Origin of the sequence: Corynebacterium sp. KPL3927, from assembly GCF_040225835.1 — a bacterium.
GTDB lineage: Bacteria > Actinomycetota > Actinomycetes > Mycobacteriales > Mycobacteriaceae > Corynebacterium.
Genome location: NZ_JBEHGD010000011.1, coordinates 34,173 through 54,598, shown reverse-complemented (window position 1 = coordinate 54,598; position 20,426 = coordinate 34,173). Strand labels below are relative to the sequence as shown.

The 20,426-nt window shown below is 60.0% G+C and carries 15 protein-coding genes; 6 read left to right on the top strand and 9 right to left on the bottom strand.

All coding sequences use genetic code 11. The annotated features are described in order from the left end of the window. Positions 1-48: 48 nt before the first annotated feature. From trpA to ABRP86_RS07015, 6 genes are read right to left on the bottom strand one after another with little or no spacing between them, the layout of a single operon-like run. Positions 49-891, bottom strand: a complete 843-nt coding sequence (gene trpA / locus ABRP86_RS07040; protein WP_349863354.1) for a tryptophan synthase subunit alpha — start codon at positions 889-891, stop codon at positions 49-51. Positions 892-893: 2 nt separating this feature from the next. After that, a complete protein-coding gene (trpB, locus tag ABRP86_RS07035; protein ID WP_349863351.1) occupies positions 894-2,096 on the bottom strand; it encodes a tryptophan synthase subunit beta in 1,203 nt (400 codons plus the stop codon). Between the two features lie 2 nt (positions 2,097-2,098). Then, a complete protein-coding gene (gene trpCF, locus ABRP86_RS07030; protein ID WP_349863349.1) occupies positions 2,099-3,526 on the bottom strand; it encodes a bifunctional indole-3-glycerol-phosphate synthase TrpC/phosphoribosylanthranilate isomerase TrpF in 1,428 nt (475 codons plus the stop codon). A 23-nt stretch (positions 3,527-3,549) separates the two neighbouring features. Further along, complete coding sequence (trpD, locus tag ABRP86_RS07025; protein ID WP_349863346.1) at positions 3,550-4,569, bottom strand: anthranilate phosphoribosyltransferase; 1,020 nt, start codon at positions 4,567-4,569, stop codon at positions 3,550-3,552. Then, entirely contained in the window at positions 4,569-5,216 is a 648-nt protein-coding gene (locus tag ABRP86_RS07020; protein ID WP_349863343.1) for an anthranilate synthase component II, read from the bottom strand. The genes trpD and ABRP86_RS07020 overlap by 1 nt, the downstream gene beginning before the upstream one ends. Continuing rightward, positions 5,213-6,739: an anthranilate synthase component 1 gene (locus ABRP86_RS07015; protein WP_349863340.1), complete on the bottom strand. Its 1,527-nt coding sequence runs from the start codon at positions 6,737-6,739 to the stop codon at positions 5,213-5,215. Before ABRP86_RS07015 ends, ABRP86_RS07020 begins: the two co-directional genes overlap by 4 nt. 310 nt (positions 6,740-7,049) lie before the next feature. On the opposite strand from ABRP86_RS07015, the gene ABRP86_RS07010 reads away from it, so the two are divergent. Together ABRP86_RS07010 and ABRP86_RS07005 are read left to right on the top strand one after the other, a co-directional pair. Further along, positions 7,050-8,525 carry an NAD-dependent succinate-semialdehyde dehydrogenase gene (locus ABRP86_RS07010; protein WP_349863338.1) on the top strand — a complete coding sequence of 492 codons (1,476 nt, stop codon included), beginning with the start codon at positions 7,050-7,052 and terminating at the stop codon, positions 8,523-8,525. 220 nt (positions 8,526-8,745) lie between these two features. Continuing rightward, a complete protein-coding gene (locus ABRP86_RS07005) occupies positions 8,746-9,930 on the top strand; it encodes an MFS transporter (protein WP_502880309.1) in 1,185 nt (394 codons plus the stop codon). A gap of 26 nt (positions 9,931-9,956) precedes the next feature. On the opposite strand, the gene ABRP86_RS07000 is transcribed toward ABRP86_RS07005, so the two are convergent. The 3 genes from ABRP86_RS07000 to ABRP86_RS06990 all read right to left on the bottom strand — a co-directional run bounded on the left by ABRP86_RS07000 (position 9,957) and on the right by ABRP86_RS06990 (position 14,841). Continuing rightward, the gene (locus ABRP86_RS07000) at positions 9,957-10,589 is read right to left on the bottom strand and encodes an MOSC domain-containing protein (RefSeq protein ID WP_349863333.1); all 633 of its coding nucleotides are present in this window, start codon (positions 10,587-10,589) and stop codon (positions 9,957-9,959) included. 1 nt (position 10,590) lies between these two features. Continuing rightward, positions 10,591-13,176 carry a hypothetical protein gene (locus ABRP86_RS06995; protein ID WP_349863330.1) on the bottom strand — a complete coding sequence of 862 codons (2,586 nt, stop codon included), beginning with the start codon at positions 13,174-13,176 and terminating at the stop codon, positions 10,591-10,593. A gap of 111 nt (positions 13,177-13,287) precedes the next feature. Beyond that, complete coding sequence (locus tag ABRP86_RS06990; RefSeq protein WP_349863327.1) at positions 13,288-14,841, bottom strand: alkaline phosphatase; 1,554 nt, start codon at positions 14,839-14,841, stop codon at positions 13,288-13,290. Positions 14,842-15,162: 321 nt separating this feature from the next. Between ABRP86_RS06990 and leuS the strand changes: the two genes are divergently transcribed. From leuS to nrdF, 4 genes are all read left to right on the top strand, one after another. Then, positions 15,163-18,009 (top strand): leucine--tRNA ligase, encoded by a 2,847-nt coding sequence (leuS, locus tag ABRP86_RS06985; RefSeq protein WP_349863325.1) that lies wholly within the window; start codon positions 15,163-15,165, stop codon positions 18,007-18,009. Between the two features lie 3 nt (positions 18,010-18,012). Next, entirely contained in the window at positions 18,013-18,747 is a 735-nt protein-coding gene (locus ABRP86_RS06980; RefSeq protein WP_023024532.1) for a metal-dependent transcriptional regulator, read from the top strand. A gap of 135 nt (positions 18,748-18,882) precedes the next feature. Continuing rightward, on the top strand, positions 18,883-19,371 hold the full coding sequence (nrdI, locus tag ABRP86_RS06975) for a class Ib ribonucleoside-diphosphate reductase assembly flavoprotein NrdI (RefSeq protein ID WP_349863323.1): 489 nt from the start codon (positions 18,883-18,885) through the stop codon (positions 19,369-19,371). 39 nt (positions 19,372-19,410) lie between these two features. Beyond that, complete coding sequence (gene nrdF, locus ABRP86_RS06970; protein ID WP_349863321.1) at positions 19,411-20,424, top strand: class 1b ribonucleoside-diphosphate reductase subunit beta; 1,014 nt, start codon at positions 19,411-19,413, stop codon at positions 20,422-20,424. Positions 20,425-20,426 lie beyond the last annotated feature (2 nt).

The window sequence follows — 20,426 nt, the reverse complement described above, 5'->3', positions numbered from 1 at the left end:
GTATGGGAGGAAGCCAGGGGGCTTTTTGGCGCTACCGTCCGGTAGGCTCTATCCCTTGGTCGCTTCCTTCATCGCCGAGATGAAATCGGTCAGCTCTGCGTGCAACGCATTCGCGTCATCGATCGTCCCGACGGCGCCGGTTTCATGTGAAACATGCCGGTCGATGATCTTGGTGATCGCGGATCCGGTAATGGCGCCCGCGGCATTTGCGGCGATGGCATCGGCGACGTGCTTCGGCGAAGAAATACCGAACCCGAGCAAGACCGGTGCACCATTGAAGCGTTGAATGCTGGCGACCACCTCGTCGAGGCCGGTGGTCTCAGATTCTTTCTCGGTTCCCGTCACGCCATCGCGTGAGATTGCGTAAATATATCCCTGCGAATGCTGGGCGACGCCAGCAAGCGTGCGTTCTGCAGCCCGCGCGGGTGCGATGAAGATGGGGTCGATACCGGCTTCCTTTGCTGCGGCGATGAATGGGGCGCCTTCGCGCACGGGGACATCGGGAAGCAAAATGCTATCGGCGCCAGCGTCCGCGAATTCCGCATAGAATTGCTTCACCCCGCGGGCGAAGGCGACGTTGCCGTAGATCAACATGCCGATGGGCAAATCGGGGAACTCGGTGCGAATCGTCCGCACCTGATCCAAGGCACTATCAAGGGTCGCTCCCCCATGAAGGGCGCGGATGTGCGAAGCCTGGATGGTGGGACCATCCGCCACTGGGTCAGAGAAGGGGACGCCGAGCTCCAAGGCGTCCGCCCCGGCGGCGACTGCGGTGCGGATAATATCCAGGCTTGCCTCAGGCGTCGGATCACCTAGCATGATGAAAGGGACAAACGCTCCCTCATTCTTCTCACGCAACGCGGCAAAAAGCTTATCGTAACGGCTGCCCATGATTAGTTCTCCTTGAGTTGCAGTTCGGGGTGGGATTCCAAGGTGTGGCGGACATGGTCGATGTCCTTATCGCCGCGGCCGGAAAGTGATACGAGGATGGTGATGTCCTCGTCCTTGCGCTTCAGGGCGTAGGCCAAGGCGTGGGAGGATTCAAGGGCGGGAATGATGCCTTCCCTCTTGGACAAGAGTTGGAAGGCCTCTAGGGCCTCGGCGTCTGTAATTCCCACGTATTTCGCTCGACCGGTGGCGTGGAGGTGCGCGTGCTGCGGCCCCACGCCGGGGTAATCCAAGCCGGCGGAAATGGAATAGGATTCTTCCACCTGCCCCTCAGAATTGCGCATGAGGTAACTGCGCGCGCCGTGGAGGATGCCCACGGTGCCGTTGTTGATGGTGGCACCGTGTTCGCCGGAATCGAGGCCAGCACCGCCTGGTTCGGCGCCGACCAATTCCACCGCGTCTTCGTCAATGAAGTCTGCGAACATGCCGATGGCGTTGGAACCGCCGCCCACGCAGGCGACAACGAGAGCGGGTAGGCCGCCCGTCTTCTCGATTAGCTGCGCCTTGGCTTCGGTAGAAATGACGCGGTGGAATTCGCGCACGATGGTGGGAAATGGGTGCGGGCCGGCCGCGGTGCCGAGCAGGTAATGCGACTCATGGAAAGTAGCGGTCCAATCGCGCAGTGCCTCGTTGACGGCATCCTTCAGGGTTCCGGACCCGGTATCAACGGGGATGACCTTTGCGCCCATGAGCTCCATGCGGAAGACGTTGGGTTGTTGGCGCTGGACGTCCTTAGCACCCATGTAGACCACGCACTCGAGGTCGAGCAGCGCACATGCCAATGCCGTTGCCGTACCGTGCTGTCCCGCGCCGGTCTCGGCGATGATTCGCTTCTTGCCCATGCGCTTAGCCAGGAGGGCTTGTCCGAGCACTTGGTTGGTCTTATGCGCCCCGCCGTGGACGAGGTCCTCGCGCTTTAGGAAGATCCGCGCCTTCCCGCCGAGCTTCTTTACTTCGGTGACGGGGGTCGGGCGGCCTAGGTAATCGCGCAGCAATCCGGCGAGCTCTTCGCGGAAGCTGGGATCATTCTGGGCATCGACAAAAGCCTGCTCCAATTGATCCAATGCGGGGATGAGGGATTCCGGGACGTATTGGCCGCCGAATTCCCCAAAGTATGCGGGAAGGAGTGTTTCACGTGAATCGGGCATAATTAATCTCTCTTTTCAGGTTGGTTGAATAATCGGATTGTGCGGAAGGCTTGAGAAATTAGGGCGGCGTCTTTGTTCCCGGGGCGCGTTTCTAATCCTGAGTTCAGGTCGAGCCCTGCGGTTCCCACTTGGAGCGCGCCATCCAGGTTGTCGAGGTTGAGGCCACCGGCCAAGAGGCTATGGGCTTTGATATCGTTCGGGATTTCTGTCCAATCAAAGCTGCGTCCGGTCCCTCCCCTACCCGAGTCGAGCACAAGGCGGTCAACCTGTCCGGCAAGTTGTCGCGCCATCTCTACCCACTGAGGGTTGGTCATGTCGATGGCCCGCCAGACAAACCCCGCGTCGGCGTTCGCGAGTTCCGCGCGGGCGCTTTCGATCAGTGATAACTCCCCTTCCACGCTGCCTTGGAAAGGGGCGTGCAACTGGATTCCGGATAGCCCGCGGGTCGCCGCCACGGCCCGCAACTCTGCGGGGTCGTCGCTGCGGCTGACTGCTACGAAATCTAAACCGTGCTCGGCGGCGATGATTTTCTCGGCGGTTTCACGTGAAACATTGCGCGGGGAATCCGGGACAAAGATGAGACCTCCGTAGCGGGCACCGGCGGCACGGGCGGCTTGGGCCGTGAAGGTGGCGGTGAGCCCGCACACCTTATTCGCGCCGAAGAGCAGATCCCGGGCGGCGCGGTCGATGTCCTCGTGAGAGGTGAGTTGGGAGCCGACGAGGAAGGCATTGGCGTGGGCGCCCAAACGCCGGACGGTGTGGTTATCGCGGATACCGGATTCGGAGATGACGACCTTATCGTCAGGCACGTACCCGGCGAGTTGCTCGGTGCGGGAGAGGTCGATGCTCAAGTCATGGAGGTTGCGGTTATTAATGCCGATGATCTCCACCCCGAAGGACAGCGCGCGGTCCACCTCCTCCTTGGTGATGGCTTCAGTCAGTACATCTAGTCCTAATTTATCCGCCAAGGACTTCAGCTGTGCAAAGGTTTCATCATCCACGATGGACATCATCAGCAAAATCGCATCCGCGCCGTAGTAGCGCGCGGCATAGACCTGAACTGGATCGACGATGAAGTCCTTGCACAAAACCGGCAGGTGCGTGGACTGGGCTACGGTCTGGAGGTGATCGTAATCCCCGCCGAACCGCTCCGGCTCACACAGCACGGAAATGGCATTCGCGTAGCGGGAATAGACGCGCGCGATATCGCCGGGGCGGTAATCCTCGCGAATCATTCCGAGTGATGGCGATGCAGACTTGCACTCCATGATGAAGCGATTGGTGCCATTGAGCGCCGCAAAAAGCGAACGCCGAGACGGCTCAAGCTTGTCCACATCTACGTGGGCGATGCGCTCGCGAATGCCGGCAAGGTGAGTGCGGCGCTGAGCCACAATCCCCTCGAGCACCGTCGGCAGTTTCTGTTCTGTCATTTCTTTTCCCTCGTGTGGCCTTCTTAGTATTCCGCTTGCTCGTGGGTGCGCAGCCAGCGGTCCACGTCCCCGCTATCGATGAGCCCCTTGGCGTGGGCGACGCCCTCTGCAATCGAGGCCGTGGTGCCACCCAGATAAAACATTGCCCCAGCCGATGCCGCGACCGCATCATAGTGCGCCGGCTTGCCCGAGCCATTGAAGATGGCGCGCACGTGCGCGGCATTATCTTGGCCGTCGCCGCCGGCGAGCTCACTGAGCTCATGCTTGGCGATGCCCAACTCCTCCGGCGTTAGCTCATAGTCTGAAATCTCGCCGTCCTTTAGCTCCCAAACCTGCGTGGTGCCGTGGGTAGCGATCTCATCGGTACCGGCGCCGTGGACGACGAGCGCCCGCCTGCGCCCCAGCTCCCGGAAGACCTCCGCGATCATGGGGCCCTGGGCGGGGTTGGCGATGCCCATGATCTGTAGCTCGGGGCGGCCCGGGGAGAGCAAGGGACCCAAGGTATTGAAGATGGTGGAGACCCCGAGCGCCTTGCGCACCGGTTGCACGTGGGCCACCGCTGGGTTGTAGGCCGGAGCGAAGAGGAAGGTGAAATTGGAGGCCTCGAATTGGCGGACGGCGCGGTCCACGTCGAGGTCCAGCGGAATATTTAGCGCCTCGAGCACATCGGCGGAACCGGACTTGGAGGAAACGGACCGGTTGCCGTGTTTAACCATCCTTACTCCCCCAGCGGCGGCAACCAAGGAGGCCGCTGTAGTGATATTGATGGTATTCGCGCCATCGCCACCGGTTCCCGCGGAGTCCATGAGGCCCTCACCAGTAATGGGAAATGGGTGGCCAACTTTCAAGAATGCCTTGGCGGCACCCGTGATATCCGCGAGGGTCTCGCCGCGGGTGCGGATATGGGTCAGCAGCGCGGAGATCTGAATATCGTCATAATCGCCCACGGCGACCGGGGTGAAGACCTCGGTGGCCTCCTCCACGGTGGGCGCGGGATTATCCAAGAAGGCTTGCAGTGTTTTCAATGGGCTTTGATTCGGCATTAGTGCTTCGGCTCCATAGTGGGATGGGTAGATAGTCGGTGGATGCAACGGTCTAGCATGTCTGGGCCACGGGGCGAGAGGATTGACTCGGGGTGGAATTGCATCCCTAGTGCCATCCCATCGTCCGTTTCTGCCGCCATGGCGATGGTCCCGATCTCTGCCTCCGTCTCCGCGAGCACCCGCATGCCGGCTGGCATGCGCGTGCACCCCAAGGAGTGATACCGGGCCACGGGGACCTGGGTGCCGGGGACGCAGGGCTGGGCGGGATCGGCATCGGTGGCTAGGCCGGCGAAGACTGGGTGGGCGGTGCCGGCATCGGTAAGCGTCATAGGTATGGACTTGCCGTGCACGGGGCCGCACGGCCCTACCCCGCCACCGTGGTATTCCAGTAGCGCCTGGAAGCCCAAGCAGACGCCGAGGATGGGGATGGTGCCCAAGGTGGCACCGATAAGCTCCATCATGCAACCAGCATCGCGCGGGTGGCCGGGGCCTGGGGAAAGGACAATAATATCGGGCTCGGCCGCCAGCACCTCCGCGACGGAGACGCTGTTGCGGTAGACGGTGGTGCGGTAACCGGCGAGGGCATCGACGAGGTTATAGACAAAGGAATCGTGGTTATCGAGCAAGACCACGTGCGGCGAATTCATCGCTGTACCTCCAGGGTGGCGTTGTGCGCGAGGGCAATGGCGTGGAGAACGGCATAGGCCTTGTGCAGGGTTTCATCGGCTTCGGATTGCGGGATGGAATCGTGCACCACCCCGGCACCGGCCTGGACAGCGGCCGTACCGCGGTGGACGAAGGCGGAGCGAATGACAATGCAGGTATCCATGGCGCCGTCGCCGCGAAGGTACCCCACTGCGCCGCCGTAGGAGCCACGGCGCTTGTGTTCGGCCTGGCGGATGAGCTCGCTGGCGCGCAACTTGGGTGCGCCGGTCAATGTTCCCATGTTCATGCAGGCGCGGTAGGCATCGAGGGCATCGAAGTCCTCGTGCAACCTGGCGGTCACGCGGGAGACCAAGTGCATGACTCGTGAATAGCGGTCTACTTGGAGCAGGTCTGCCACCCGCCGGGTGCCGGGTTCTGCTACGCGGGCGAGATCATTGCGCGCGAGATCTACCAGCATGGTGTGCTCGGCTAGCTCCTTGGTATCCGTGCGCATTTCTAGCTCATTGCGGATATCCAATTCATCGTTGATCGTGCCGTCCGGGTTGAGCCCGCGGGGCCTAGTTCCGGCAATGGGATAGAGCTCCACCTGCCGCGTCGCGGGGTCAAACTTCAGATTGGATTCCGGTGATGCGCCGAAAAGCTCATAATCTTCTCCCCGGAGATAGAACATATACGGCGAAGGATTGGTCTCTCGGAGCTGGCGATAGGCCGCGAAGGCATCGGGGCAGTCCACCGTGAAAGTGCGGGCTGGGACGACTTGGTAAATATCGCCAGAGTCAATATTGCCCTTGAGCCGCGTTACCTGCTCGCAAAACGCGGCATCGTCAATATCCGCGGTCGCCCTCAAGGTCTCCGCGGGCTGGCCAAGCGCCGGATCCTCTATCGCGTCGATGGGCGTGGTGGCCAAGGCGTCGAGCCTGTCTTCCAAGCGGGCTCGGTCGATATCCCAGCCCTCTACCCGCGCCGTCTGCGTTAGGTGGTCCACCGCAAGGACCGTTTGGGCGACGAGGAATTCATAATCGGGAAACCTATTGGGCCCCTCGCCTACCTCAGGCAGGTTTTCAAAAGTGGCCAAATAGTCATAGGCAAAGCCGCCGGCGACGAATGGCAACAGAGGCGAGGAATAGGAATGATCGCGCTGCAGCGCGCGGAGGATATCGGCCGTCGATTCATCTAGGAGCCGTTGCCGTTCATCGGACTCGCTGGAGGGCGAGAACTCAAAGACAATTTCCGTGGTTTCACGTGAAACAATCCGGTTTGTAAAACGCGAATGCAGCATGGTGATGAGCTGTTCCCCCGCTGGGCTGAGTGCGAGGACGCGAACTCGCTGGCCGGTGCAGGTCACTCTCGCCGCGGCATCGAGCACGGCCAGGCACGTGAGGTTTTTCTTGGTTTCAATATCTGCGCTTTCCAATAACAAGGAATCGCTCGATCGCGCCAAGCTATGAAATAGCGCTGAGGCATCCCGGCAATAGGCAATATCGCGGGTGGCGGTGTATGTCATTGCAGTGCCCTTTCAGGAGTAACTGAGGAACAGAGTGCGAGGGACCCGGAGTATCCGCGAGCAGAAGGCACTGAAAACGCCGAAAGGCCCGCAGAAAGCGAGCCTAAAATGGGGTGCGAAGAAAGGCCCGCGAGTTACGCGCGCCACCACCAACGAGTAGTCATTTTCTTCATGGGCACTAGCCTAGCCTAAATTTCTATAGCGTGGAAGAAACAAGTGAAAAATATTCAATCGGTATCTAATGAGTGGTCTTCGCGCCCGTTAAGGGTAATGTGGTGCAGGTCAATATCTTCAAGAAAGGTGACGATAAGTGAGTATTAATATCGACGAGGTAATTGCAAAGGTCCCCACCCAATTGCTTATTGGTGGTGAGTGGCGCGATTCCACCTCCGGCGAGACTTTTGACGTTGAAAACCCAGCGACGGGCGAAACGCTGGCGACGCTATCTTCCGCAAACTCGGACGATGCGATTGCTGCCCTCGACGCTGCCTGTGCCGTGCAGGATGACTGGGCGCGCACCACGCCGCGCGAGCGCGCGGAGATTCTGCGTCGAGCATTCGATCTAGTACAGGAGCGGGCGGATGAATTCGCAGCACTGATGACGCTAGAGATGGGCAAGCCTTTCGCGGAAGCTAAGGGTGAGGTCACTTATGGCGGCGAGTTCCTGCGTTGGTTCAGTGAGGAAACGGTGCGCGATTATGGTCGCGCCGCAACCGTTCCCGAAGGCACGCTACGGATGATCACTCGCCGCAAGCCGGTGGGTCCCTGCCTTCTGATCACCCCGTGGAACTTCCCGTTGGCCATGGCTACTCGCAAGGTGGCTCCGGCGGTGGCAGCGGGTTGCACGATGGTGCTCAAGCCGGCCAAGCTGACTCCCCTGACTGCGCAGTACTTTGCGCAAACCATGATCGATGCTGGGCTTCCAAAGGGCGTTCTCAACGTTGTCGCCGGTAAGTCTGCATCTGCAATTTCGGAGCCATTGCTTGCCGATGACCGCTTGCGCAAGCTTTCCTTCACTGGTTCTACCCCAGTAGGCCGGACTCTTTTGAAGGGCGCGGCCGATAACGTGCTGCGTACCTCCATGGAACTGGGCGGCAATGCCCCATTCATTGTCTTTGAGGACGCAGATATTGACCAAGCGGTCCAGGGTGCGATGGGCGCCAAGATGCGCAATATCGGCGAGGCCTGCACCGCAGCTAACCGCTTCTTGGTCCATGAGTCTGTTGCTGAGGAGTTTTCCGAGAAACTCGTTGCGGAGTTTGAGAAGCTCAATTTGGGCAATGGTATGGACGAAGGTATTACCTGCGGACCTCTCGTCGAGTCCAAGGCTTTGGAGAGCATTGCGGCATTGGTGGACGATGCTGCAGAAAAGGGCGCTACCATCGCCACCGGCGGTAAGCGCGGGGACGGTGCCGGCTACTTCTACGAGCCTACGGTGATCACCAATGTTTCACGTGAAACACGCGTCGCCCAGGAAGAGATCTTCGGTCCAGTCGCCCCGATTATCACCTTCAGTACCGAGGAAGAGGCGCTCGAGATCGCCAACGATACCGAGTACGGTTTGGCATCTTACGTCTTTACCGAGAACTCCGACCGCCTGTGGCGCATCGCTGATGGCCTAGAGTTTGGCCTGATGGGCTTCAACGCCGGCGTTATCTCTAATGCCGCTGCCCCCTTCGGCGGCGTGAAGCAATCCGGAATGGGCCGCGAGGGTGGCGCGGAAGGTATCGAGGAATACACCTCCGTGCAGTACCTGGGCATCCGCGACCCTTATGCCAATGCTTAGGCCTTCAACCGGCGACGCAATCACTGTTTAGCGCGCTTATAATCGTGTTTGATTAAACATTTAAGTGCGTGCGGCGTATACTCACTCCCTGCATAATTGTGATTGCTTTCCTTCTCCCCGCACGCGGCCCTTCTGGGGCCGTGCGCGGTTGGGAGGATTTTTTATTTTTTATTTGGAGTGAGTCTTGTCAACAACGAATTCAGCGGCAGCTCAGCCGCCATTGATTACACCCACGTTCCTTTTGGCGTGGGTGGCTAATTTTGGCCAGTTCCTTGTCTTCTACCTAACGGTGACGACCATGGCCCTGTATGCCGTCGAAAGCTTCGGGGCGTCCGATACCGTCAGTGGTTTTGCCTCCAGCGCCTTTGTTTTGGGCGCGACTTTCATGCGCATCGTCTCCGGCTGGTTGGTGGACCGCGTGGGGCAAAAGGGCGCCGCGCTGACCTCGCTAGCCTTCGTCAGCATCGTGACGGTGGGCTATTTCGTGGCCCATAACGTGGCCATCCTCATCCTCGTGCGCCTGCTTCACGGCGCAGGCTATGCCTTGACCTCTACGGCGCTGATGGCCGTCGCCCAGTCCGTCATCCCCCAGCAGCGCCGCGCGGAAGGCACCGGCTACTTCGCCCTCGGCACGACCCTGGCTACCGCCTTCGGCCCGGCAGTGGGCTTGTTCTTAGCCAATAATATTGGCTATAACACCCTCTTTGCGGTCGCCCTGGGTTCCAATATCGTCTCCCTCGTGCTGGCGCTCGTGCTGCGCTACCCGGCGGAGCTCGATGAGGAAAAGCCGGCCTTCAAGCTGCGCAACGCGGTGCACCCCAACGTGTTGCCGATCGGCTTTTTCATGCTCCTGGTGGGCATCGCCTACTCCGGCGTGGTCACCTATCTCAATGCCTATGCGCGCGAAGAGGACCTGGCCACCGGCGCCGGCCTCTTTTTCATCGGCTACGCCGTAGTCATGCTCATCATGCGCTTCTTCTTGGGCCGCATCCAGGACCACAAGGGCGATAACTCGGTCATGTACCTGGGCCTGGTGTCCTTCGCCATCGCCCTTATTATCATGGGCTTTCCCAGCAATGACGTGATGCTCGTGGTCGCGGGTGCGTTTACGGGCATGGGATACGGCACGCTAAGCCCCGCCTGCCAGGCCGTTTCTGTACGCTCTGTATCGGCCGCCCAGATAGGCGCGGGCATTTCCACGATGTTCCTCTTGATGGACTTCGGCATCGGCCTCGCCCCCTTCGGGCTTGGCCCCATCGTGAGCGCCACCGGCTTCGATACGATGTACCTCATCCTCGCCGGCCTCATCGCCGTAGCGGCGGTGTACTACTACATGGTCCACGGGCGCTACCCCAAGGCGAAGGCGCCCGTCGTCAGCGCCACAGAGGGCACGCAGCCGGCTTAAAGGCGCAATGAATTCTGGCTCCGGGTTTATACCCGGAGCTTTTTTGCGTGCTGGGGCGGCAAGCACTTGGCATCGACCACGCGCCGGGCCAGCGCCCGGTCCCCCATCTTGGCCGCAAACGCCATGCGCATGGTGATATCGTGCTCGGGGGCGGGGCCGCAGGTTATGGCATCCCCCGCAGAAATGCGCCCGGGCGAGATGACGCGGAAGTACACGCCGCAATCACCGCGCGCGGTCCACCGCTTGAGCCAGCCCTTCTCCTGCACCCAGCCGGAAAAGGTAGCGCACGGCTGGCGGGGTATGGAGACCTCGAGCGTGGTCGTACCGATGTGGAGGCGTTGATTGATAAGCAGCGCGGAGAGATCAATACCGCGCGTGGTGAGGTTCTCCCCGAAAGACCCTGAAGCCAGCGTGCGGCTCAGCGAATCCTCCCAATAATCCAGTTCCTCGCGGGCATAGGCATAAACGGCTTTGTCACTTCCACCGTGGTGATCACTATCGCCGATAGAATCACCGCGCACGCCAGAACCATCGCCGTAATTGGGTCCGGGAGCGGAGATATCGATAAAGGATTGCGGGCGCTTGTCGATGCCCGAAAACTCATGCCTCTCGCTCGGATCCGGCCTGCGCACGGCGACGTTGGTGGAAATAACCTGCATATCAGTCACTGTAGTCGCGGGTAAGTGCCTCCGCAGTGAGAATATCCCGGTAAAACAGCTCCGGGGCCAGCGAAACCGCCTCCGCGAGCTGCGGGAGGGCGTTATCCAGCGCGGAGGCCACGGCTGGATCGGTGAGCTTCCCATTGGCCACCCCGCGCGCGGTGATGGCAAAAACATAGGAAATAAACGGCATCCAGGCAGAGCCGCCAAAATCCGTGTTTCCTTCCCCAAAGGCGTCCAAGGCGAGCAGGGTGTGCAATACCGACTTATCAACGCCCAATTGCTGCAGCGTCACCCGCAATTGCAGCGCGGTTGTGCGCAGATTGGACATGGTCCCCAGACGGGTCAGCGCCAAGTCGTTATCGAAGCACTCGCGCAGCGCGGCGATGCGGTGGGCGTCATCGCACAGCTGCGCGCTGTCAGTAGCGGGCGTTGGGGCCTCGCCGGTGGCGCTCATGAGCAGCATGGGGCGGGTGACATCGTCTACTCCCGTGGTGGCCGTGCGCCACAGCGAGGGGGAGCCGGAGTGTTCGACGTGGGCCTGGTTGGCATCGGCAAGCGCGGCGAGCACCGAAGAAGGTTCCGCGGCCTCTTCCCCATCGCTGCTAAAGGAACGGGTAATTAGGCCCGTGCGCACCAACGCGCGCATGCGCTGGCCGCGCTCGAAGTCCACCTGCATGAGCGCATCGAGGCTGGCGCGCGGATCGGCCTCGATGTTCCTGATAACGCCCTCAAAGGTCTCCTTGGCCTTGGGGGCAAGGCGGCGCAGGGCGGCATAGGTCTCCCACATACCGGCGGTATTCTCGCTCTCGCCGTCGTGGAAGATGATGAGCGAGCTTGCCGGTGGGTACTGCGGTGCGGCGAGATCGCTGGCCGGTTCATCCTCGCGGAAGTCCACGATGAGATCGCCAGCCTCGTGCAGTTCTTCTGGTAGCTCGAAGCCCTCCTCCACCGGCTCCAAGGGCAGCGGCTCGCTGGCGGGGTTGCCGAGCGGCCACGCCCACGCCAAAAGCTCCACTTCCTCTTCGTGGGTTTGCTCGGGTATCAAGATGCCATCTTCGATGGTGGCGCGGGCCACCAGTGGCGCCTTGCGCACCGTGGCGATGGCGGCATAAATCAGATCGCTTGCCGCGGTTGCCTCGTATTCCATCACGCGGCGGTCCATGCTGCGCTTAAGGTGCGCCGCGCGCTCCTTATCCGGCAGGCCCTCCAGGTACTCCTCATAGGACAGCGTGGACCACAGGAGGTAGAGCTCCAGCGAGGACTTCTTTGTCAGCGCTGCCTTGAGGGCGCGATTCGGCACGGAGAGGGCCGTCGTCGCCTCCGTCGAGCCATTGGCGGTGACGAGATCCCGGATCTTCTGGTTCTTATCAATGACCACGAATTTTGCCAGCGGCAGCGGCTCCGGCGAGTGCACCGTAAAGAGCGCATCCGCATCCAGCTGATCCGCCAGGATGACCTGCTTATCCATATAATCCACGGGCTCTGCCGCAGTGCGCTTCACGCGCGTGCGGATGGTCGCTGGAATGACCTCAAAGGTCAGCTCGTAGCCGGCCTCGCTGCTGATGGTCTCCTCGCGCACCGATTCGTCTTCCCCAAATACGCGCTGGCCCTTTTCCATGTGAATGGGCTTATCGGGGGACGAGGCAAGCGCATAGCTAAACGGTGAGAGGTTCCCCAGCGCATCGATGAAGCGGAAGTTGGTGCCGCGCGGTCCCTCGTTCTTGGAGCGCATGTGGAGCGTCTCGGCAAAGTTGAGGTAGAGGACATCGACAAGCTCCTCGCCCTTGTACAGGCTAAAGCGGTACCGGCCCACCCAGGGGTCTTCGAATACGTCACCGGGTAGAACCTCATGGATTCCCTCCGGCAGCTCATCTTCTAAGATTTCCTCCTCTTCCCCACCGATGGGGACATAGGTCAGTTGAAGGTGCAGAGGGGTATTGACCAAGAGGCGCGGGGATTTCGTGTACACCAGCTCGCCGTCCAGCCCGCGCGCGTTGGGCAGGGACTTGACCGCCATATCCCAGGAAAAATCCGCGCCTTCCGCGACGGTGATGGTGGCCTTGTCCTGGCGCGGTACCGCAATGGAGAAGGAATCTTCTGCCGCTACCTCAAAGATGGACCAGCCTTCCCACGCGCCATGCGGACGCGGCTGGCTATCCGGGGCAGGGGTTAGCTGCGTGCCGGTCGGTGCGATGAAGGTATACGCGCCCTGCGGGATGGGCTGCATGCTATCGACGGGCCGGTGCGCGGAATCAAGTAGCAGGCCGCCATTGGCAATACCCGCAAACTCCAGCGTCTGCTCCGCAAACGTAACGGCAAGGTGGGTAAAGGGCTGTGGCATGGACACCCACAGGCCAGGTTCTTCACCGGCGACGTAATAAAACTTGCGGGTGACCTCCGTGCCGTCCAGCAACTGTGTGGTCACGGTCCATTGGGGGTCTTCTGGTTCATAAGCCGCGCTCACGGCTGGCAGGTAAAGCTCTAAAGTATCGGTATCCGGCGAGAGGCGAAGATGCGGGACCCCCTGAAAAACCGCCGCGTCTAGAAAAGATGATAGCTGGCTACGAAACTTCTCCTGGCTCATTTACACCAGCCTAGATCATTTTTGAAAAGATGTGGATCCTGCAGGCAGAGGGCAAAAAGGCTTTCACCACCGTGGGAGATGAAAGCCTTTGCGCGAGATTAATCGCCTGGATTAGTGGAAGAAGTTCCGCCAAGCATTCGGGTTGATGGTGATGATGCCCAGCTGCTGGGCCAAGAAGGCAATGGCCCCGATAGCCAGCGACGCGATACCGGCGCCCGCGATACCGGCGAGGAGCCCGCTCTTGGAGGAGCCGTCACCGTCACCGGCGTCGGCGTTGTCGTTGCTGCCCTGGTCATCGTGCTTGACCCACCATTCATTCAGGGTGAGCTTGGCCAAGGTGGTGTTATCGATGTAGTCACCGCGCACGGGGTCGGTGTGGGTGGCCTTCGCGCGAAGGGCCTCAGAGCCAGCGCCCTTGAAGAAGAATGGGACGAGCTGGTTGGTGTGCTGCGTGGAGTACCACTGGTGGCCAGAGGGCAGGGTGTTGCCACCGCCACCATTCATGGAGTTGAACTTACCCTCAGAGCGCTCATTGGCACCGGAGAGGTATCCCGTTTCGTGGTCAGCGGTAACGACCAACAGGGTCTCATCCCAGGAGGAGTTTTCTTCTACCCAGTCGATGGCGGCATCGACGGACTTATTGAAGTCCTGTACCTCTTCGATATCGCGGGCGGATTCGTTCCCGTGGCCGCTCCAGTCGATGGCACCGCCTTCAATCATGACGTGGAAGCCCTCGTCATTTTGGCCCAGTGCGTTGAGGGCGCCGGTGGTCATGGTAGGAAGATCCACGACTTCGTTGAACGGAGTGTCATAAGGCACTGTGGACTCGCCGGAGCGTGCCTGCTGCAAGGTAGAGGCCACAGGCGCTAGGCCGAAGTACTTCTCCCCCGCCGCGACATCGCCTTGGGCCAAGGCCTCAAATTGCTCCTTGGTTTCGGCGTAGTTCCAGTCGGACTCGCCGGAAGACAGCTTGTTGTAGACCTCTTCAGACAGGTACTTGTACTTGGCCTCATCCTTCTTCTTATTGTCATCGTCGTAGAACGGGTGGCCGGCACCCATGATGACATCGAGATCAGAGTTGAACATCTCATCCGCAATCTCCAGGTAATTATTGCGGGAGATATTGTGCGCGGCCCAGGCAGCTGGGGTGGCGTGGCTAAACGGCACGGAGGAGACCACGCCGGCGGACTTTCCGGCCTTCTTGGCGCGCTCGGAGGTGTTTTCCTGCTCGTGGCCGTAATCGTTAACGCCTAGCTTGCCGTTATCGGTCTTCACACCGGTGGACATGGCGGTGCCGGCGGCAGAGGAATCGGTGTATCCCTTATCCACGTACTCGTGGGTTGCCCACGCCTTTTGTGGGTCGTAGGAAGAGTCATTGGGGTAGGTGGTCATGGACAGGCGGTTGAAGTCCTCGAAGCGCTGTACGGAATCGCCATCGAGTTCCTCTGGGCCTTCGGCGCTAAATGCGCCATCGACCAGGTACTTGGACTGGCCAGTTTCGTAGAGGTTATTAAACGCCACGTGGCCGTAGCCCATTCCATCACCAATCATGTAGATGATGTTCTTTGGGCCCTGGGATTCGGCGGCGGTGGCTGGGGCAATTGCGCCAGCGGTAGCTACGGTCGCGGCTACGGCAGCGGCGCCAATGCGGAGAGAAGTGCGCATGAATTGTCCTTTGTGGAGGTGAGAGACGAAGAGATGGTGGCCCTGCAAACAAGAGAGAAGTAACCCAGACATAGCTGGGCGCAAAGCCTTGAGTTGAAGATAAAGGCGCGATTCAACTACGAAAGGAACTGCGCGTTAATAGCTCCTAAACACTGCCAGAACATCCCGAGGCACTCTTTGTTCTTTGCCTTAGCCCCCCTCACTCACCGCAGGAGTCATGGCGAGGAATTGCGGCCGACTACCGGTACGGCGCCGAATTAGTGAAGCAAAACCCACCTCTGCCTACCCCGCGCCGGGCTGGGGCTATTACACTGTGTGTTTATGACTAAACCGAGCGATTCCACGTCGTACCGCTACACCCCTGAGCTGGCGAACCAGATCGAAAAGACTTGGCAGCAGTATTGGAAGGACCACGAGACCTTTAACGCGCCGAACCCGGTCGGTTCGCTAGCCACGGGTGCGGGCGAGCTGCCCAAGGAAAAGCTCAACGTGCAGGACATGTTCCCCTACCCTTCCGGTGCGGGCCTGCACGTGGGGCACCCGTTTGGTTATATCGCCACCGATACCTATGCCCGCTATAACCGCATGCTGGGCAAAAATGTGCTGCACACCATGGGCTACGATGCCTTCGGCTTGCCGGCCGAGCAGTACGCCATCCAGACCGGTACGCACCCGCGGACCACCACGATGGCAAATATCGACAACATGCGCCGCCAGCTGGGCATGCTGGGCTTGGGCCACGATCCGCGCCGCTCGGTGGAATCCACGGATCCTGAGTTCTTTAAGTGGACCCAGTGGATCTTCCTGCAGATTTATAACTCCTGGTTCGATGAAGAGCAGCAAAAGGCCCGCCCCATTGCTGAGCTCATCAAGGAATTGGAGGCCAATAAGCGCACCACTAAGGACGGGCGCTACTACGAGGACTTGTCCCCGCAGGAAAAGGCCGAGGCCGTCGATGAGTTCCGCTTGGTGTACCTGTCCAACTCCACGGTGAACTGGTGCCCGGGCTTGGGCACCGTCTTGGCCAACGAGGAAGTCACCGCGGAGGGTAAGTCCGAGCGCGGCAATTTCCCGGTCTTCCGCAAGAACCTGTCCCAGTGGATGATGCGCATTACCGCGTATTCGGATCGCTTGCTCGATGATCTGGAGCTGCTGGATTGGCCGGAAAAGGTCAAGTCCATGCAGCGCAACTGGATTGGTCGCTCCCGCGGCGCGGAGGTAACTTTCCCCGCGGAAGGCTACGGCATCGACGTGTTTACCACGCGCCCAGATACGCTCTTTGGCGCGGAATACGTGGTCTTGGCACCGGAGCATGAGCTTGTCGATGCCCTCTTGTCCCCCATCCCCTACGACGATGACGTGGACGAGCGCTGGACCTACGGCAACGATGATCCGAAGGAAGCCGTCGAGTCCTACCGCGCGGATATCGCGGCGAAGTCGGATTTGGAGCGCCAGGAAAACAAGGAAAAGACCGGCGTATTCTTGGGTACCTATGCCACCAACCCGGTCTCCGGCAAGCGCATCCCAATCTTCATCGCGGACTACGTGCTGACCGGTTACGGTACCGGTGCCATCATGGCGGTTCCCGCGCACGATACGCGTGACTATGAGTTTGCCCAGGCTTTTGGCCTGCCGATTACTGAGGTCGTCTCCGGCGGCAATATCGAGGAAGAAGCCTGGACCGAAGACGGTGCGTTGGTAAACTCCGCCAACGATAAGGGCTTGGACCTCAATGGCCTGAATAAGGCGGAGGCCATCGCCCAGGCCATCGAATGGCTGGAAAAGGACGGCTCCGGCCGCGGCAAGATTCAGTACAAGCTGCGCGACTGGCTCTTCGCTCGCCAGCGCTACTGGGGCGAGCCCTTCCCCATCGTCTATGACAAGGACGGCATGGCGCACCCGCTACCGGAGTCGATGCTGCCGGTTGAGCTGCCCGAGGTGGAAGACTACAAGCCGGCCTCCTTCGATCCTGAAGATAAGGACTCGGAGCCACAGCCGCCGCTGGCCAAGGTTCGCGACTGGGTAGAGGTGGAGCTGGACTTGGGCGATGGCCCGCAGACCTACTACCGCGATACCAACGTTATGCCCCAGTGGGCCGGTTCCTCCTGGTACCAGCTGCGCTATATCGATCCCCGCAATAGCGAGGCCTTCTGCGATATCGAAAACGAGCGCTACTGGACCGGCCCGCGCCCAGATGAGCACGGCGAGAACGATCCGGGCGGTGTAGATCTGTACGTCGGCGGCGTCGAGCACGCCGTGCTGCACCTGCTCTACGCCCGCTTTTGGCACAAGGTGCTCTTTGACCTGGGATTTGTCAGCTCGCAGGAGCCGTATCGCCGCCTGTACAACCAGGGCTATATTCAGGCCTACGCCTATACCGATTCCCGCGGCGTGTATGTCCCTGCCGCAGAGGTAGAGGAAAAGGACGGCAAGTTCTACTACAACGGCGAAGAGGTCAACCAGGAGTACGGCAAGATGGGCAAGTCCCTGAAAAACGCCGTGGCCCCGGATGATATCTGCCGCGACTTCGGCGCCGATACCCTGCGCGTGTACGAGATGTCCATGGGTCCGTTGGATACCTCCCGCCCGTGGGCGACCAAGGACGTCGTCGGTTCGCAGCGCTTCCTGCAGCGCCTGTGGCGCCTAGCCATCAATGAGGACACCGGTGAATTGGCTACTACCGATGCCGAGCTCACCCAGGATGACCTAAAACAGCTGCACCGCACCATCGCGGGCGTGCGCGATGATTACGAGAACCTGCGCCTGAACACTGTCGTGGCCAAGCTCATCGAGTACGTCAACTACCTGACCAAGACCTACCGCACCGAGGCACCGCGCGCGGCGGTGGAGCCCATCGCGCAGCTGGTCTCCCCCATCGCCCCGCACATTGCGGAGGAACTGTGGCAGCGCTTTGGCCACGATGAGACCATCACCTACGAGCCACTCCCCTCCTTTGAGGAGAAATACCTGGTAGATGATGAGATCCAGGTACCGGTCCAGATCAACGGCAAGGTTAAGTCCCGCATTAACGTCGCAGCCGATGCTGACCAAGACGCCGTATTCGAGGCCGCTTTTGCCGATGCCAAGGTGGCTGACCTCACCTCCGGTAAGAACGTGGTGAAGAAGATCTACGTTCCTGGCCGGATGGTGAACTTGGTGGTTAAGTAACCAATGAGCGTGGACGTCTCGGGCCTCTCGCCGTCCAATCAGGACTATCTCAAGGCCCTGTTTAAGCTGGGCGAATGGCATGACGAGCCCGTGACGGTAAAGATGCTCGCCCAGCACATAGGCGTACGGCTCTCCAGCGCGTCGGATGCGGTGCGGCGGCTGGAGAAAAAGGGTCTCGTCACCCATACGCCGTATGGTGCCATCGGGCTGAGTACCGAGGGGCGTGCCTTTGCCCTTGCCATGGTGCGGCGGCACCGCCTCATCGAGACCTTCCTGGTGGAATCCCTGCACTACCGCTGGGACCAGGTCCATGCGGAGGCTGAGCAATTGGAGCACTGCGTCTCCGATTTCTTTCTAGAGCGCATAGACGCTGAACTGGGTTTTCCGAGCCGCGATCCGCATGGAGACCCCATCCCCAGCGCCACGGGTGACTATCCGGCGGACTATGCCGCGACCCCCGCGTCCGAGCCAGGGGATCTGCGCAAACTCAGCGATCTGGAGCCCGGTGAGGCCGGTGTAGTCGATCGCATAAGTGATGCAGACGCCGATCTGTTGCGCTTTTTCAGCGAGAATAATGTGACCATCGGCGCTGTCGTGAGCGTGCGCGATAGCCAGCCCTATTCCGGCGGAATGGCTGTGCGCGTAGAAAACAACGAGAATGAGCGTGCCCAAGATGAGCATTCCGCGGCGTTTTCTTTGAGCTCTCACGCAGCCCGCGCCGTGTGGGTGCGCATGTAACTTTCCTGCCCTTCCTCTTTTGGAAGGTGGGGTATTTGCGCATGTCAACGGTGGTGAGTTGCGACGTAGTTAAAAGTACGTTAAATCTGTAGTTGAAGCAGAAAGTGCGCTTCGGCGCAGCCACTAAGGAGCGAAATGACTACAGCCTCGACGCCACCCTGCGGCATTAATACCGCCGCTAATCTTGTGTATTTTTCTTCGGTTAGTGAAAATACCCACCGTTTCGTCCACAAGCTGGGGTTTCCAGCGGCACGCATTCCTCTGCGTCCGAAGCGCGAAGGAATGCTCTATGTCACCGAGCCTTTTGTGCTCATCGTCCCCACCTACGGCGGCGGCAATATCAAGGCGGCAATTCCGGTGCAGGTGCGCCAATTCCTCAACGTTCCGGAAAACCGCGCGCTCTTGCGCGGCGTCATCACCTCTGGAAATACCAATTTTGGTGAAGCGTATTGCTGCGCCGGGCCACAGATAGCCCGAAAGTGCGGCGTGCCTGAGCTCTACCGCTTTGAACTGCTTGGCACCGACCGCGATGTTGCCCGCGTACGGGAGGGGTTGCAGGACTTCTTTGCGCACCACCTCTACCCCACCGCACACGCATCCACCGCACACGCGTCCATTGCTTGATGGCTAGGACGCATAAGAAAAAGAAACGAGAAAATATCGATGAAATATCAAGAGCTCATTGAGCGATCCCAAACCCCGCCACATTTTCGCCACGATGCTTCCACCCCGTTGCGCCCGGTGAATTGGAATCGCATCTGGGATGACAAGGACCTGGAGGTGTGGAACCGCCTGACCTCGAATTTCTGGTTGCCGGAAAAGGTCCCGCTCTCCAATGACCGCAACGATTGGTCGCGCATGGATCCAGCCGAGCGCGATCTCACCATTCGCGTCTTTACCGGCCTGACGCTACTGGATACCGTGCAGGCCACCGTGGGTGAAATTAGCCAGATTCAAGATGCCCGGACGGAGCATGAGGAGGCCGTTTATACCAATATCGCCTTCATGCAGGCGGTGCACGCGCGGAGTTATTCCTCCATCTTTTCTACCCTGGCCAGCACCGAAGAGATCGAAAAATCCTATGCGTGGGCCGTGGATAACCCAGTGCTGCAGCAGCGCGCGACCAGCGTCATGGTGCATTACTATGGCGATGACCCACTAAAGCGCAAGGTTGCTTCTACCCTCTTGTCTTCCTTGCTGCTGTACGCCGGTTTCTATCTTCCACTGCACTTTAGCGTGCACGGAAAGCTGACAAATACGGCAGACATGATCAGGCTCATCCTGCGGGATAAGGCGGTCCACGGCTACTACTCCGGATACAAGTTCCAGCGGGGCTTGGACCATGCCACGGAAGCTCGCCGCGAGGACATGCGGGAATTTACCTTTGACCTGGTGCGCAAGCTCTATGACCTGGAGATGCGCTATTCCGGTGAGCTCTATGAACCATATGGGCTTATGGATGATGTCGCGACGTTCGTGCGCTACAACGCCAATAAAGCCTTGATGAATCTGGGCTATCCCAACCTCTTCCCGTACGAGAAATGCCAGGTCAACCCGAAAATCCTCGCGGCACTCACGCCGGGTTCGGATGAAAACCACGACTTCTTTTCGGGTTCGGGGTCCTCTTATATCATCGGCAAAGCCGTAGAGACCTCTGATGCCGACTGGGATTTCTAAAA